Below are 15,801 nucleotides of genomic sequence, written 5' to 3' on the forward strand. Positions count from 1 at the left end.
TGGATAGTCGTTCGGGAACGTCGAAATCGACACGGCGTCGCAAGAACCACTCAGAGTCACATGGTGGTTCCGTAAGATAGTCGTTCGGCAAGGTGAAAATCGACACCGAAGTCTCCTGCTGTAACAAAGCCAAACCTGCAGCGGTGGCGAGCGAGTGAATACAACCGATTGCAATCCATGCCTCAACACACACTTGAAGTCTCATTCTGTGTCGCCTGACCGCCATAGCTCCGTCACAGCTGTGCCAACCTTCGTGGCGACCGCCTTGCACAGCGTACAGCATCTTCAACATCGGCTCTAGACCGACCCCGTAGATGTTCCGCCGATTTACAACCCGGAGAACGGCGCGTAAACGGTCGAGACACGATTCTGAAGCCATCGCCGTTCACCATCACTCCATAGTCATCCACCATCCGCGCCGGAGGGCTTATGCCGAAGAGCACCGAGAGGACGTCATTCACGAAGGATATCGAAGGCCGGTATCTCTGTAACGACATCACGGAGGTCAATGCCTGGAAGACGGGTGGAGGTCGTCCGTTTGACGTGATCGTGATCGGTGGCGGAACATTCGGCGCGGCGATTGCCGAGCACCTGTGGTTTCGGCAGAAGCAGAGCGGCGGTGGACTGCGGATCCTCGTGATCGAGGCCGGCCTCTTCACGCTCCCTGAGCACGTCCAGAACACCGGGATCCAAGGCTTCACGGATCCGGCTGCTCCCTTCTTCCTCAATGAAAATGCGCCGCAACCCGAGCCGCCCGTGAACGAGGTCTGGGGCATCCCATGGAAATCCTCAACGGCATTCAAGGGCCTGGCGTACACGGTTGGCGGCCGGTCGCTCTATTGGGGCGGATGGTCGCCGCGGCTGCTGCCCGAAGAGCTGACCACATGGCCTGCCGACGTCGTGTCCGATTTGAACGGACAGTACTTCGACGAAAGCTCGCGGCAGATCGGAGTGGACGAAACGAACGATTTCATCTTCGGCGAGCTGCACAACGCGTTGCGGCAACAGCTGTTCGACAACGTGGGGACGGTCGGGGCTGCCATCCCATTGACGCAATTGCCGCCCTCGCCGCTCTTGAAGCCGGGCAGCGATCCGGTGCAGCTCCTTGGGCTGAATTCGAATAATGGGCTCTCGCAGCAGATGCTTCAAAATCTGTTGAAGCTCGAAGCCCCGCTCGCCGTGCAGGCCCGGCCGCCGCATGCGGGCTTTTTCCCGCTCAATAAGTTCAGCGCGGTGCCTCTACTGCTCAAAGCCGCGCGGACCGCGTACTTCGATTCACAAGGGAATGACGGGAAGAAGGAATTCATGCTGCTGCCGGACACCCATGTCCTATCGGTTCGAACGGTGCAAACGGCGGCCGGAACGTGGCGAGTGACGGGCGTCGAGACCAATCGTGGGTTTATTGACCTGGCGCCCGCCGGCGTGGCTGTGATTGCGTTGGGTACGATCGAGAGCGCGCGACTGGCGTTGTTGTCGTTCGATGGGACGACGATCCCGACGCTGCCACGCATGGGAAACAATCTTCTTGCCCACGTGCGCTCGAACCTCGTCGTCCGCGTCCCGCGAGCGGCCATTGCCGGCCTGAGCCCGATCACGAACGAACTTCAAACCTCGGCGCTGTTCCTCAAGTGCCGCGCCAAGGCGAACGGTCAAGTCCTTGGCCATTTCCATTTGCAAATTTCCGCCTCAGGGGGAGGCAATATCGTTGGGGCGAGGATGAGCTGTTCCGGAAGATTCCCGACGTGGACTTTTTCGATCAACTGCGGACCTCCACGGACACCCATGTGGCGATCGCGATCCGTGGCATCGGACAGATGGCGGCGGCAGACTTCAACAATCTCGGCGCGCATCCGAGTCTCGTCGAACTGGACATCGCGCTGGACGAATACCACGTCCGTCGCGCGCGTGTCACGATCACGCCGACGCAGCAAGACAATGACCTCTGGAACATCATGGATGCGACGATGGCTCAAGTCGCCGCGATTTTTGCGAAAGGCCAGACCATGGATGTGATCCAGAAGAACCGCGACGGACTCGGTACCACCCACCACGAGACCGGGACGTTGTGGATGGGACAAGATCCGACGAAGAGCGTGACCGATTCGACCGGGCGCTTCCATTACACGGAGAATCTTTACGCGGCCGGTCCGTGCCTCTTCCCGAGTATTGGATCGCCGAATCCCATGTTGACCGGCATTGCGCTCGCACGCCGGACCGGCGACCTGATCATGAAACCCGCCGCATTCGTCGCCGAGAGCGGGTTCCAAACGCTCTTCGATGGAATCAGCATGGGTGATTGGAGGATGTCGACCATTCGCAATCAGCCCGGCCGGGACAATCCCGGGAGGTTCTTGGTTCGGCGGGGCGCGCTCGAAGGGCAGCCGGGTACCGATATCGGTCTCTTGTGGTACGGGAAGCCGACACCGCCGCGGTATGTGTTGAGACTCCAATGGATGATGACGGCCCCGGACGATAACTCCGGCGTCTTCATCGCCTTTCCGCATCCCGACGAGCAGGGCTATGACAACACGGCATACGTCGGGGTGAACTTCGGGTTTGAAGTGCAGATCGACGAACTTGCGCGTCCCGATCACTCGCCGCTGCACCGGACCGGTGCGATCTACTCGTTCAAGGCGCCGACCGATGGGCCGGTCGTGGTCCATCCGGTCGGCGAGTGGAATGACTATGAAATCACCGTGGACGGGTCAGATTTCACGGTCGCGTTGAACGGGCAGGCGATCAACCGCTTCCACTTCACGGGCGACCCGCAATCGCCACAACGGGGCCTTCCCTCCTCACCGAGCAAGCCCCGGTTCATCGGTCTCCAGACGCACACCGGCACCGTGCTGTTTCGGCGCATTCAGTGGCGGGCGCTATGATCAGGTGAAAGCTCTGGCTTTCATTATAAGGCGCGAGTGTGATCTCAAGAGGTGAAGATATGCGGCGAATGGGCGTTCATGTGGACAACATGATCCCGATAGTCAGAAGACAGACGTAATTGAATCGAGGCAGAAGCTTAGGTAATCACATGGCTTTATTGACAAGTTTTTCCTGACCTATATTGGCTAAATCATAATGCGAGGTTCCAATGCGAGGTTCCAATATGGATCCTTAAGATATTTATCAATCATCGCACTATTAGTATTGACCCCCTCCTACACGCGGGCCGCACAATGCCTTTTCGATTGCCCTTTGCCCTCCTCTGAAACCATGTCATTGGCCGCTTCTGGTCTTAGCTATTCAGGCGGATCGAGTCCCCTGGCACTATCCGGTAATGGTCTCCGGACTGACGCCAACGCAAGATTGGTCACAGACCTTCAAACCGGCCCTGCCACTGGTACCGATCAATTCGGGGTACAATTTTCGGGAGGTACGCTAACGGTTCGAGACCTGAATACGTTTGATGTCCTGCTACAGACACCCGTTCAACGTACAGAGTTATTTTTCGGCTTTGGCCCGAGGGTCGTTTCTGATCTACCAGGTGGAGGGGAGTGACAGTGGAGACTTGCGTTAAACTCAGTGGGTGCAGGTTGTCCAAATCTACCGATCTACAGTGGTGGTCCTATAAGCGGCGGCAGTGGCGGCATTTGCACAGGAGGAGAGACGACGTGGAACCTCACTCCTGAACCAACCACCGCAGTGATGATAGCTTCCGGCCTCATTGGCCTGTTTACATGGCGACGGATGAGACGCGCCCGGTGGGGACCTCTTCCTAGCGAAAGCAGTTGCAGTTGAAAACAGTGAAGCAGCCCGTTATTAGCCCTAACAGCCCTCGTTTACCATGCCACCCTGCTCTGATTCGCGCTGCGGAGGAATCTCTGTCACACTAATGGTGGCTGGCCAGAGATGAGGAACCTTGAAAGAAACGTACCTCCCGAGGGATGGCGCGAGGTCAAGGCCATGGCGCTGACTGCCTATCACGCATCGAGCCACAAGGCCGTGCATCTCGTCGCTGAAGAATTGCGGCACACCTACGCCCGGGATTTTTAAAGACCATCTGCGGCCACCTCCCTCAACCGCCGCTCCAGAAACCGCCGCTCGGGTTCTTGCTGAACGAGACTCAGCGCGCGTTCGTACGAGGCTCGCGCTTCCGCCGTCTGACCTAATCGCCGGCAAAGGTCGGCGCGGGCGGCGTGGGCGAGGTGATAGTTGGTCAGGTCGCCGCGGGCAAGGAGCGTGTCGATGAGAGCCAGGCCTGCCGAGGGGCCGTCGCGCATCGCGACCGCGACGGCTCGGTTCAGTTCGACGACCGGCGAAGGATCGGCTCGCCGCAGCACATCGTACAGCGCGACGATCCGCGCCCAGTCGGTTGCGGCGGCCTCCACAGCCTGCGCGTGGACGCCGGCGATCGCCGCTTGAATCGTATAGGGGCCCACGCGGCCGGATGCCACCGCGCGCTCGATGAGTGCGAGCCCTTCCGCGATCTGGTCCCGATTCCACAGCGAGCGGTCCTGATCCTCGAGAAGAACGAGATCGCCGGTGGGCGAGGTTCGTGCCGCCCGCCGAGAATCGTGCAGGAGCATCAGCGCCAGCAGTCCCACGGCTTCAGGCTCGGGGAGCAACTCGACGAGCAGACGTCCCAGGCGGATCGCTTCCGCGGCGAGATCGTGCCGAATGATCGATGGGCCGAATGAAGCCGAATAGCCCTCATTGAAGACGAGATACATGACACGCAGCACCGTGTCCAATCGTTCCGGTAGCTCCTTTTCGGCAGGGACGACATAGGGAATGCGCGCGTCGCGGATTTTGGCCTTGGCGCGAACGATTCGTTGCGCGATGGTGGCCGGCTTGGCGAGAAACGCCCGCGCAATCTCTTCCGTGGTCAACCCGCACACTTCGCGCAACGTCATCGCGACCTGGGCCTCGGGTGGGAGCGCGGGGTGGCAGCAGGTGAAGATCAGCCGCAGCCGATCATCCTCCACGCTGTCTTCGTCCTCGGCCCATTCATCGGGCTGACTGGTCGTCGACTCGACATGCGTGGCGAATTCGGTCAGCGAGGCGTCCAGCCGCGCGCTCCGTCGCATGCGATCGATCGCTTTGAAGCGCCCAGTCGAGATGAGCCACGCGCGTGGGTTCGCGGGGATGCCGTCCCGCGCCCATTGGTCTACGGCGACGGCAAAGGCCTCATGAAGCGCCTCCTCCGCCGCGTCGAAGTCTCCGAGCAGACGGATCAACGTGGCCAGCACGTGGCGTGACTCCGTGCGGTACACCGTCTCCACCACTTCAGGCAGTCGTAATGTCGCGTCTTCAGCCATGGCGGCATGCTAGTGATGAAGCGACACGGGGCCCTACACGGCGAAGCTTAGCAATGTGAGAGGGAAGAAGAAACTCCTCATCCTCCACTCTCTGCCTGGAAGAGAGGGTAGGGGGATGGACCGCTGCGCGGATAGTAAACGGGGAGTTCTATGGGTGGTGCGCGAATGTGATCAGGCAGACTGCCGTTTGATAGCGACAGCCATCGCTTCTCGCTGCGATCGCCCAGATCGATGGAGTGAGCTGACCTTGCGGCCCGTTTTGCAGTCTATCAGCGTCGGCGTAAACCGATCCAGAATGAACTCCTCCAATGATTGGGGTGCGTGGTTGTCACCGTCGTCTGGTTCCGGATACGGATGAAATGCGAAATTGATATGAGGTCCGTGAAGGTGCAACCGTTGGTCTGCCGGCATGCCCTGAGCTGTTCGTCCGGATTTCATCCCAAGAGCTCGCAGGTGCTGTCTTACGCGCTGAAGCCTTTGTCATGTCCGGATGCTGCAAATCAGATTCCATCGAGCCGGGGGCAGGTTCTTGGGGAAGATGCGCGCAAGGCTCGCAAACACGTGCAGATAGAAGAGTCGAGGAACACCGGGCGTGATGGCGGAGCGAACAGCCCGTGCGGTCGCACACGGAGCGTGCACGTTCGTGCAGTACCGCACACTCAGGGGGACGGGCGTTGAGCGCCACGGACGGAGGAAGTGCTAGCTTTTCCGGCGGCGGTCGAGCATCCAGCGGGTGATGCCGAGCTGCTTGGCCGCGAGCGTCTTGTTGCCGTGGCAGCGCTGCAAAACTTCCGCAATGATCCGATCTTCCAAATCGGAAAGCGTCCGCTCTCCCACACGAAACGAGAGATGAACCGTATCGGGGTCGGCGGCTGCCGCGGAAGGAGCGGTTGGAGGCGTCACTTTGGATTGGGCGAAGCCCTGGACGTCGGGCGGGAACTGTTCGGCTTCGAGTAGCTCACCGGACGAGAAGAGGACGGCGCGCTCGATGAGATTGCTCAATTCACGCACGTTGCCCGGAAAGTGATAGCGGGTCAAGATCGCCTTGGCGCTCTCGCCTAAGCCACGGACAGGTTTGTTGAGCGCGATCGCTGAACGCGTGACGAAGGTGTCCGCCAAGGGCACGATGTCTTCGGGCCGCTCGCGCAGGGGAGGCACCGTCAGGGTGACGACATTGATCCGAAAGTACAAGTCCTCGCGAAACTCCCCCTTCGCGACCGCGTCCTTGAGGTCCCGGTTCGTCGCCGCCATGAACCGCACGTCGACGGGAATTGTCGTCGAGCCGCCCACACGGCGGAGCGCCCGTTCTTCGATCACGCGCAGCAACTTCGCTTGAAGCGGGAGCGGCAAGTCGGCGACCTCATCGAACAGTACCGTCCCGCCTTCGGCCATCTCGATCAAGCCGCACTTTCGCCCCGACGCGCCGGTGAAGGACCCTTTCTCGTAGCCGAACAGCTCGCTTTCGAACAACTCCCTGGGGATCGATGGGCAATCCACCTCCATGCAGGGCTTGTCGGCGCGCACGCTGTTGAAATGGATCACACGGCCCATGTACTGCTTGCCGCTTCCGGTTTCGCCCTGAAGCAGCACGGTGATCCGATCGTTCTTCGCGAGCTCCCGCACCTGGTTGAGGAACACCTGCATCGCGGGGCTCTTGGCGATGATGCGGTCGAGCGCATACCGTTGTGCGTCCTGTCCTGTCTGCAACTGGACTTGCCGGCGCAGGGAAAGCAGATCGGTGGCGCGATGCAGCGCGTGCAGCAGATCGTCCATGTCGATCGATTTGGCGACAAAGTCGAACGCGCCCAAGCGCATCGCTTCCACCGCGTCCTTGACCGTTCCGCGCGCGGTCAGCACGATGATCGGGAGATTCGGCATGATCTGCTTGACGCGCGCCAGCACATCGAGGCCCGAAAGATTCGGCATGACGAGATCGACGATCAGGATATCGGGCTCGAACGTGCGCAGCGCCGACAGCGCCTCCTCACCGGAATGCGCGGCTTGGACGAGATAGCCGTGGTCGGCGAGGCGAAGCACGAACGCCTCCCGGATGGACGGTTCGTCTTCGACCAGCAGGATCTGCCATGCCATGCTAGGTTTCCTGCTCGCGCGGGAGCCAGACCTCCACGACCGTCCCGTTGCCGACCTGGCTGTGAATCGTCAGTTGCCCGCCGTGCCGCTCGACGATGTCGCGCGTGATCGTAAGGCCAAGACCAACGCCTTTGGCCTTGCCGTGCGTGAAGAACGGCTCGTAGATGCGCTTGAGATCCTCGGCGCTGATGCCCTTCCCCGTATCGGTGAAGGCCAGGAGCACGCCCGGACTTCGCTTCGTGTCTTGTCTCACGGTGATCGTGAGGTCGCCGCCGTTCGGCATCGCTTCGATCGCGTTCATCACGATGTTGAGGCAGGCCTGCTGAAGATGGGCCCGCGAGGCGGCGATGGGTGGGAGATCGGGTTCCAAGACCTTCTGGACCATCACGTGCTGCTTGACGAGGTTGGGCCGAAGGAGCGTCAGGGTGTCGTCGAGCAGGCCGGGAAGGTCGCATGGACGGATATCAAAGGGCCGAGGCCGCAATTGATCGAGATGCGATGCCAGCAGGTGATCGATCCTGGCCGCCTCACGCGCAATGAGGCGGCAGCGATCCCGCGCGGCGGCGGGGAGCGTGTCCTGTTGAGCAAGGTGCGTGGCGAGCCCGCCGAGCCCGATCAGCGGATTGCGGACTTCGTGCAAGATGCCGCCCGCCAACTGACCGACGAGCTTCACTTGCTCGGTGTGCCGCAAGGCTTCGAGCATCTGCTCGCGCTCGCTCAGGTCCGTGAGAATCGCCATGTAGTATTGCGTCGTGCCGTCGCGATCCTTGACGGGACTCACGCTTTCCCAGACCAGGAACTCGGAGCCGTCCTTGCGGCGATTGACGACGCGATCGACGAACGCGTGGCCCGACCGGATGGTGTCTCACAGGCGCTCATAGAATTCGGGCGCGTGCTTCCCGCTCTTCAAGATCGACGGCCGTTCGCCGAGCGCCTGCTGACGGCGCCAGCCGGTCATCCGTTCGAGTGCGGGATTCCACTCGAGAATGCGGCCGTCGGTATCCGTCAGCATGATGCCGTCTTGCGCGGACATGAACAGCCGATGATAGAAATCGATCTGCGTATCCGCGCGCCGCCGGCGTTCCAGCACCGTGCCGACCGAATTGGCGACGGTACACAGGAACTCCTGCTCCTTCTGGGTAAAGTCGCGCACGCGCTTTGAGTGCGCGGTCATCACCCCGTAGACCTTGTCCTCGACCAACATCGGCACGCACATGCCGGCGATACCGCCGTGTTCGGTGAGCAGCTTGGATGGCGTAAAGCGGGTTTCCTTCCGCAGATCACGAACGACCACGGGAAGCCGCTCGCGAATCGCGTAGCCTGCCTGCGAGTGCGTGCCTCCTTCGATCGTCAGTTTGCCGATCAGCTCCTTTTCGAGACCCACGCCGGCCATCACCGCCAAATGATCGTCGGGATCCCGCGGGATGAGAATCTTGCAGAGCTCGACGTCGAGCGCGTCCGCGGTGAGGCGCACGGCTTCGTTCATCAGCTCTTGGGCCGGCGCGTCGCTCACGGCCAGTGTGCCGATGCGCGCGAGGACCGACTGGAAGCGGGCGACTTGCGAGGCCTCCTGTGCGAGCAACGTCCGCTCGGTGACGTCTTGGAGGACGAGGAGTACGCCGGTTCCGCCGTGATAAGGGACGACGTTGAAGCGGCATTCGTAAATCAACGGCTCGCCTCGGCGGCCGGTGACTCGATATTCTCGGCTGCCGCGGGTCCCGAGCCGCTTGTGGTTCCACGCCTGGGCTTCAGTCAACAGTTTCTTTCTCAGTGACGCGTCGGGCTGTCCGGGTGGCGGCGGGGCGGCAGCCTCGGCCAGTTCACCGAATTGCCCGTTTTCGAAAATCAGGATGCCCTGCGAGACGAAACACAGGCCGCCCTCAATGCAGTCGCTCACCCAGGCCAAAACTTCAGCCGCGGCGATGTCCGGTTGAGAACTAGGGGGCTTGGGGCGTGCACGTTGCGGGGATGACATAGGTGGACCGAGGCGCGAATTTGAGCCGCTACCGGCTCTGCGTAGTATACCGGCGTAGCGTCAGACGCGTCGAGAGTGCGGCGGTGTCGTTCATTTTGTCACGAAATGCTCCCGGCGGCTCACCGCCACGTCGCTCACGAACATCGCCCCCGAATGCTTGTTGAACAATGGAGTCAGGCCGGCCAGAATCGGCTCGACTTTCTCTTGCGGGACAACCGTAAAGACGATCACCTGACTGCTCGTATCGTTGAACAGCAGGTGGCCTTCGTGAAAGCCGTGATGGCCTTTGCCGGACACGTTATGAATGATCGTGTAGCCGGTCGCGCCGACCCGGTCGAGCAGCTCAGTGACAAACTTCAACTGCTCGCCCTGCACGACGATCTTGATTTCCTTCATGGGATGCAGTGTCAAGCCGATCATGCCGTGGTCCCCTCCGTCTCCATGTCTGTGCCTCATAGTCGTACGCTTCGCCGTCGTCCGGATCGAGCGCGACGAGCGTGACCCATCCACCGTTGAACAACTGCTCGAGAAGCGGATGCCGGGCGATGATCGCCCGGATGCGTTCGCGCGGCGCTTCAATGACCGCCAGCAGTCGCATGGGTTCATGGTACGGCTCCGGCCCGTTGAGCACGGTCTGGGCCGGCAGGCCGATGCGCAAGTCGCTCCAGGAGCCCGCCATCACCCCGAAGCGGCCGACGACGTTGTGATACACCTTGCTGCCGCTCCCGTACACGTCGTTGTCGACGGTGGAGAAGTAGTGCTCCATATTGATCCACTGCGCCACGACGAGCGGGGCGGTCATGATCGTTTCGAGCAACTTGCCCGAACTGTCCTGCCGATAATCGTACGAATGGAGAAACGAGCGCCCGTCGAGCGTCAGGCCCTCGGTCAGCGCCCGCCGGCCGATGATCATCATGCTATTGCGCGAGAGCCCCCATTCCGGTCGGACTTCGGACCAATCTTCACTCCGTCGTCGCACGAACTGCCGGGCCGTGGCGGGGCTCATCGAGGCCGTCGGCACCCCGAGACATGCACTCCGTTCCAGTGCGGCCTGCGCCCCTGCGGCGTCGAGGTCCGCCACCAGCCGCGTGAGGTCCTTCCGGTGCGTGGCCGGGACGTCTTCCAAGTCGACGATGGACACGCGGTCGGTGGTCGTGTCATGTTGCGCGGCGAGAAAATGCGTATCGCCTGGAATGGTGATCCCGCGGGTCTGCAGCACATCGCGGACGGCGGGTTTGTTCGCCATCGCGGCAATGGCCCGTGCGTTCGGCAATCCCTGATTCCCTCCGCACGCGCCACAGTCGAGGGCCGACTCGTACGGATTGTTGTCCGACGTGCTGCCGTGCGCGCAGAAGAGCACGAGGCGGGCGAACGTCTCCGTCAGCCCCATCAGGCGCAACGCGGCTTCCACGAAATAGGCTTGCTCATTGACGGTGAAGCCGGTTTGCGTCATCCGGTCGAGACGCACCGAGATGCCGCGCGGGCTGATCCCGTGCTGTTCGCGGAGTTCCTGATAGAACGCTTCTTCGGCGTCGGGCGTCAGGTGAAGGGCTTTCGCAATCTCGCCGTTCGTGGCGTCGTGCTGCCCGAGCGCGTTCCGCCGAATCTTGTCCAAGAGACTCGGAGAAATCGCCCCGCCCCGCAGCCCGAACCGCTCCCGGACAATCTCTCGGATCGTCGCCAACTGTTCGGCGGCGATCATTTCCTCCGCTTCGTCGCGCGTGATCTTCTCGACGGTGAGCGTCGTCGCGAGCGGTGGCATCAGCAGCCGCCGGACCCAGGTTGCCGCCCTCTGATACCAGCGCGGAAGGAGGGTCTTCCCGAAGAAGGGCAAGCCAAACAACCAGCCGAATGCTTCGACCATCACATAGGGCGTGACGACGTTTTCCTTCAAGTCGTGCAAGAGCGTGTGGGCCGCCTTGCCGAGCTGAGCCGCTGATTTGTACCGTTCGGCCACCGCGCCGTGGTAGCTACGCGGGATTTCGCGGATCCGATTTTTCGGCTTCAGCAGAACCGGGCAGTGAGAGACCGCGATGTCTCCGTTGAAGGGCTGATAGTCGAGCGGGACACCGAAAAAACCCGCTAACCCCAAGGTCTGATAACCACCCCGCTGCTCCAGATGCCGGCGAAAGACCTCCGAGCGGACATCGATGCAAAAGACGACTTGCGCCAGGGGCCGGGACGACGGCCCCTTGGCGTCCCGGCGCTCGGCCCACACCTCGCGCGCGCTCGCGATCAAGCGATCCAGCGTGCGCCGTTGATACGTCGCTTCGAATCCGGTCTGCCAGTATGGGCCGTGTTTGGATGGGGGAAATGCCAAAAGCCCCTGGAGCAGCAAGGCGACATCTGACGGAGGGGTCGCTTCGATGGCGGCGAGATCGACCGAGAGCGCCTGCGCGAGCCGAACGAGGAAACGTGCGGCCGTTCGGCGCATACGATGCGTCTCCTGTTGTTGCCGGCTCGCCTCGTGCTCCCGCGCCAGCTCTTCCCAGCGCGCAGGATCGTGAGATTGTCTCGAGCGGAGGAGTCGGCGCGCAGCCTTGACGGCGACATTGTCCGCGCGCCCGGCCGTGACATCTCGTCGGAAGCCGTAGGCGCGCGGATACCGTTCCATGTACGTCTGGATCGCGACATAGGTTCCCCCGAGACCGAGGCGCTGTTGGCAGACGCGTGCCAGGAGTTCTCGTTCATAGAAGAGACGGACGGCGAGATACTTGACGAGGTCGATCGGGAACTCTAGTTGCCAGGGGTAGTTGGTTTGAGCGGCCCGCCATTTCAGATAACCGGTCCACCCGGGCAGGGCAGCCAGATGCCAGGACAGATAGTCTTCCCACGCGGCCTTCGGAATTTCCAGCGCCGTCAAATGTTGGAGGAGGCCATCTTCCGGCCGATCGGGGAGGAGCGCGAGTTTCTTGGCCGCCTCATCAATTCCAATCAATCGAAGGGCCACATCGTATTGCGCCAATGATTTCCACGCTCGATAGAACGTCCGCTCGCGATGCGGCATCGACCAAGTGGCATGCCCTTCGTCCAGAAAGACGCTGCACCACTTGACCATCTCCCGGTTGATCGTCTCGACCAAGGTGGTCCCGAGAGTTGTATCGCACCACGCGCTCAGCGTCTCGTGAATTGCCGTCCTGCCATCCCGGGCTTGCTGCTGTCCCCAATGTTCACGGAGCGTCGGTATGAGTCCTGACCGCTCCAGCCAGGACTCGATCTCTGCGATCGCTTGGGCGTCGGTGTCGAGGCGACCGGCAGGCGGCTCTTCGGTCACCCCGTGAACCATCGAGGCGCAGAGGACGTCGAGATGCGTCACCGTCCGGTCACCGAGACGGATCGCTTTTGGTGTGGCGAGTGGTTGAAGGGCCGCTCGAATCTCGTCAAGGTCCATCCGACCGCGGCGCAGGTATTCCCGAAACAGGTCGTTGCTCAGGTAGCCACGGCCGCCGAACAACTCGGCCCCGCGCGCCACCGCCTGGTGGAATGGCAACGATTCCAACCCGTGGAGTGGGTTGTGATGGATGAAGGTGCGCATCGGCCAATACTGCGCGATGACCTCACCGGCCAGCTCCACGTAGGAGCGCAACTCCATGCGCTGCGTATCGGTGAATCGATCCCGCGGAGTGCTCGTCGTGCTCATCGCCATTCACCAATCTCGTCCCGAACGCTGGGTGGGCGGGGGGCGCGCGGTGCGGCGACCGCCCGGAGGACATCTTCCACGTAGAGTCCATTGAGGAACGCGACATACAGGCGTCCGTAGAAGGCGTCCAACCAGTCGGGGAGAAAAACCCGCAGGCCGTGCGCCCGCGCGTAGAGGATGATCCACACGGCGACGACAAGGATCGCCGAAACCACGACGAACAGATCGAACAGGCCTGTGGGCCAGGCCGCGGCTTGGAAATACGCCGGTGCTTCCGGTCCCGGGTACAAGAAATGGGTGAACGCTTCCCCGGCCCAGAGGTACGTGAGTCCGATCACGGCCAAGGCGACGAGCATCGCGATCGAGACCTTCCACGAGGCCACCGACCCCAGACGATACAGACTAAAGACCGCCTGCGCCGAGGTCACCCACGCAAAGAAGAGGAAAATCACCGTGCCCTGTGCTTCGAACAACGGAATCCTCACGAGCCCGTGCGCGATGAGCAGGATCACCAACGGAAGAAGCAGCGTGATTACGAGGCCGGTCGTCCACGTCACCACGGAAAAGGCGCCGGCCTGGCGCGTCTGGGAGTGACCGGGCACCTTGAAGTCGACGCGCGCGTGATGGATGACTGAACCCGAATTGAGGAACAGCGTGGCCTTGAAGAGCCCGTGCGCGCAGAGGTGAAAGATCGCGAGCGCAAAGGCGCCGAGACCGCACTCCATGACCATGTAGCCCATTTGGCCCATCGTGGAGTACACCAGCGTGCGTTTGATGCTCGACTGGGTCAGCATCGCGGAGGCGCCGATCAAGGCCGTGAGCCCCCCGACGATGAACAAGACATGGAGCGTTGTCGGCGCGAGTCCGAACAGCGGCGCAAAGCGATTCACGAGAAATCCCCCGGCATTCACGATCCCGGCATGGAGCATCGCTGAGACCGGCGTGGGCGCTTCGATCGTACCGGGCAGCCAGATGTGAAACGGGAATTGCGCGGACTTGGTCATGATCGTCACGACCAACACGAGCGTCATGAGCGTCGCCGCGTCGGTCTCCCAGGGCGTACCGGCCCAGATCACGGGTATGGCACCAGCATCGGCGACCCGCTGGAACAATTCAGGAAGGTCGAACGTACCGAAGGCGACATACGCGATCACCATCGCCACGAGCAGCGCCGCGTCGCCAAGACTCTGGATGCGCAGCGTCGTGCGGGCGGCAAGCCTGGCGGCGGCAGCGCGGTGGTTAAACGCGAGCAAGGCCCACAACAGCCAAGACACCAGATGCCACCAGATAAAGAGCCAGAGGAGATTTGCGCTGACGACCAAGGCCAACAGCACGAAGGTGAGCAGGCTCACCAGCGCAAAGAATTTCACGTAGCCCTGATCACCCTGCATGTAGCGCTGTGAATACGCATGGATCACGAGACTCACGGCCGAGATCAGGACCATCATGACGCCCGCGAGCCGATCGACTAGAATCGCGGGGGTCAGGGGCTCGGGCACGCTCGGCAGTTTGAGGAGCACGGGTTGATGATCAATGCTGTGAATGAGCGTCAGGATGGCCGCTACTGTGGAAACGACGACGGCAATGACGCCGATCCTCGCCGTGCGCTCACCGAGGCTGGGGCCAAGTAGCACGACGAGGCCGGCGGCGAGCAGAGGCGACAGGAGTGCTGTCAGCGCAATGAGTTCGTGGAGCATAGCGAGGCGTAGTCACCCGAAATAGGAATGAGCGGGCCGGTTAGAAGATTCAGCAAAAATAGTACCGACCAGGCGACGGCCGATGATTCCGTCGATGCGATGATTCCATTCTCAAAACCAGAGCGAATGAAGACCGGAGTTGCTCGGGACATGGACCGACGTGCGATTGTCCATGGATGGCTGTGCGCCAGCGCACGGCCAGTGCAGTGGCGCACGAAACTGGAGTGCCGGGGAAATTCGAATGGTACTGGGATCCGAGCCTAAGGATAATAGGAATCAGGATGGAGAGGCCGGGTTACTGGACAATGACGGCCCGCGGTGCTCTGCTCCACGGGCCGTCCTGTTGGAAAGTTAGCGCTGGCGGGCGTTGTGCTTGTCGCGGAAGATGTGCCGGCTCTGCACGTTTTCACGATGCTGAATCCGGCGTTGCTCCCCCGCCGTCACGTGGCCGTCCGCGCCCGCCCGAGCTTCGGCGCGATCCACCCGGGCCTGACCCCGCTCCAGTTGCGACGCTTCTTTGTTGGTCAACTGGCCGGATTGGACCCCTTGTTGAATACGACTTTCCTGGTTGATGTTGCGTTGCACGTCGGTCTGCATCCGCTGTGAGGAGGGCGAATTCGGATTCCCAGTGATGTCGTTGTGCTTCATGCGATTGATCGCCTGCGACTCCTGGTTCTGCGCTCGTTGAATGCGCGCCGCCTCGGCCGGCGAAAGATTCCCGTCCTTGAGCGCCTTGGATTCCATGCGATCGATGCGGCTTTCGCCACGCTCGAGCCGCCCCGCCTCACCGGTGCTGAGCTGCCCGGACTTCAATCCTTGTTCGATGCGTGATTCTTGGTTGATGTCGCGTTGGACCTCGGTGCCCACGGTCTGGGCCGAGACCGGACCGGCCATCGGGACGAGCAGGAGTGCGGCGAGAACGATCTTCTGAGAATCCATACGTGCCTCCTTTGAAAGAAAGTGCCAACCGAGCGCAACGTGCCCGGCTAGTATAGCAAACGCAGTGGGGAAGACTACGTTGACAGAAAAAAATATCGACTGACGGTATCCCCGGAAAGAAACCCTCTCAACGACTCAAAAAGGCGCGTTGCTTCGTTCATTAATGGTCGTCGCGGTAGAGAGCCCCATGCCGATGAACAGCGC

General features: G+C 61.5%; 10 protein-coding genes and 1 pseudogene. 3 read left to right on the forward strand and 8 right to left on the reverse strand.

The genetic code is table 11. The annotated features are described in order from the left end of the window. The first annotated feature begins 429 nt into the window (after window positions 1-429). The 3 genes from AC1U7K_RS10630 to AC1U7K_RS10640 all read left to right on the forward strand — a co-directional run bounded on the left by AC1U7K_RS10630 (window position 430) and on the right by AC1U7K_RS10640 (window position 3,735). Window positions 430-2,013: a GMC family oxidoreductase gene (locus AC1U7K_RS10630; RefSeq protein WP_480251235.1), complete on the forward strand. Its 1,584-nt coding sequence runs from the start codon at window positions 430-432 to the stop codon at window positions 2,011-2,013. Next, complete coding sequence (locus AC1U7K_RS10635) at window positions 1,965-2,879, forward strand: 3-keto-alpha-glucoside-1,2-lyase-like domain-containing protein (RefSeq protein ID WP_480251236.1); 915 nt, start codon at window positions 1,965-1,967, stop codon at window positions 2,877-2,879. Before AC1U7K_RS10630 ends, AC1U7K_RS10635 begins: the two co-directional genes overlap by 49 nt. Before the next feature lie 640 nt (window positions 2,880-3,519). Then, the gene (locus tag AC1U7K_RS10640) at window positions 3,520-3,735 is read left to right on the forward strand and encodes a PEP-CTERM sorting domain-containing protein (RefSeq protein WP_480251237.1); all 216 of its coding nucleotides are present in this window, start codon (window positions 3,520-3,522) and stop codon (window positions 3,733-3,735) included. A 251-nt stretch (window positions 3,736-3,986) separates the two neighbouring features. On the opposite strand, the gene AC1U7K_RS10645 is transcribed toward AC1U7K_RS10640, so the two are convergent. From AC1U7K_RS10645 to AC1U7K_RS10680, 8 genes and pseudogenes are all read right to left on the reverse strand, one after another. After that, on the reverse strand, window positions 3,987-5,255 hold the full coding sequence (locus tag AC1U7K_RS10645; RefSeq protein ID WP_480251238.1) for an RNA polymerase sigma factor: 1,269 nt from the start codon (window positions 5,253-5,255) through the stop codon (window positions 3,987-3,989). Between the two features lie 699 nt (window positions 5,256-5,954). Then, the gene (locus AC1U7K_RS10650; protein ID WP_480251239.1) at window positions 5,955-7,346 is read right to left on the reverse strand and encodes a sigma-54-dependent transcriptional regulator; all 1,392 of its coding nucleotides are present in this window, start codon (window positions 7,344-7,346) and stop codon (window positions 5,955-5,957) included. Between the two features lies 1 nt (window position 7,347). Continuing rightward, window positions 7,348-8,049, reverse strand: coding sequence for a two-component system sensor histidine kinase NtrB (locus AC1U7K_RS10655; protein WP_480251297.1), 702 nt, complete (start codon window positions 8,047-8,049; stop codon window positions 7,348-7,350). Continuing rightward, window positions 8,047-9,321, reverse strand: a pseudogene (locus tag AC1U7K_RS10660) (PAS domain S-box protein); the annotation flags it as partial. The pseudogene AC1U7K_RS10660 and the gene AC1U7K_RS10655, both read right to left, overlap by 3 nt. 90 nt (window positions 9,322-9,411) lie before the next feature. Continuing rightward, window positions 9,412-9,741: a P-II family nitrogen regulator gene (locus tag AC1U7K_RS10665; protein WP_480251240.1), complete on the reverse strand. Its 330-nt coding sequence runs from the start codon at window positions 9,739-9,741 to the stop codon at window positions 9,412-9,414. Continuing rightward, on the reverse strand, window positions 9,665-12,967 hold the full coding sequence (locus AC1U7K_RS10670) for a DUF2309 domain-containing protein (protein WP_480251241.1): 3,303 nt from the start codon (window positions 12,965-12,967) through the stop codon (window positions 9,665-9,667). The genes AC1U7K_RS10665 and AC1U7K_RS10670 overlap by 77 nt, the downstream gene beginning before the upstream one ends. Continuing rightward, window positions 12,958-14,658, reverse strand: coding sequence for an NADH-quinone oxidoreductase subunit 5 family protein (locus AC1U7K_RS10675; protein ID WP_480251242.1), 1,701 nt, complete (start codon window positions 14,656-14,658; stop codon window positions 12,958-12,960). Before AC1U7K_RS10675 ends, AC1U7K_RS10670 begins: the two co-directional genes overlap by 10 nt. Before the next feature lie 351 nt (window positions 14,659-15,009). Next, complete coding sequence (locus AC1U7K_RS10680) at window positions 15,010-15,597, reverse strand: hypothetical protein (protein WP_480251243.1); 588 nt, start codon at window positions 15,595-15,597, stop codon at window positions 15,010-15,012. Between the last annotated feature and the right edge of the window lie 204 nt (window positions 15,598-15,801).

The sequence above is a fragment of the Nitrospira sp. Vd2 genome (assembly GCF_979581665.1).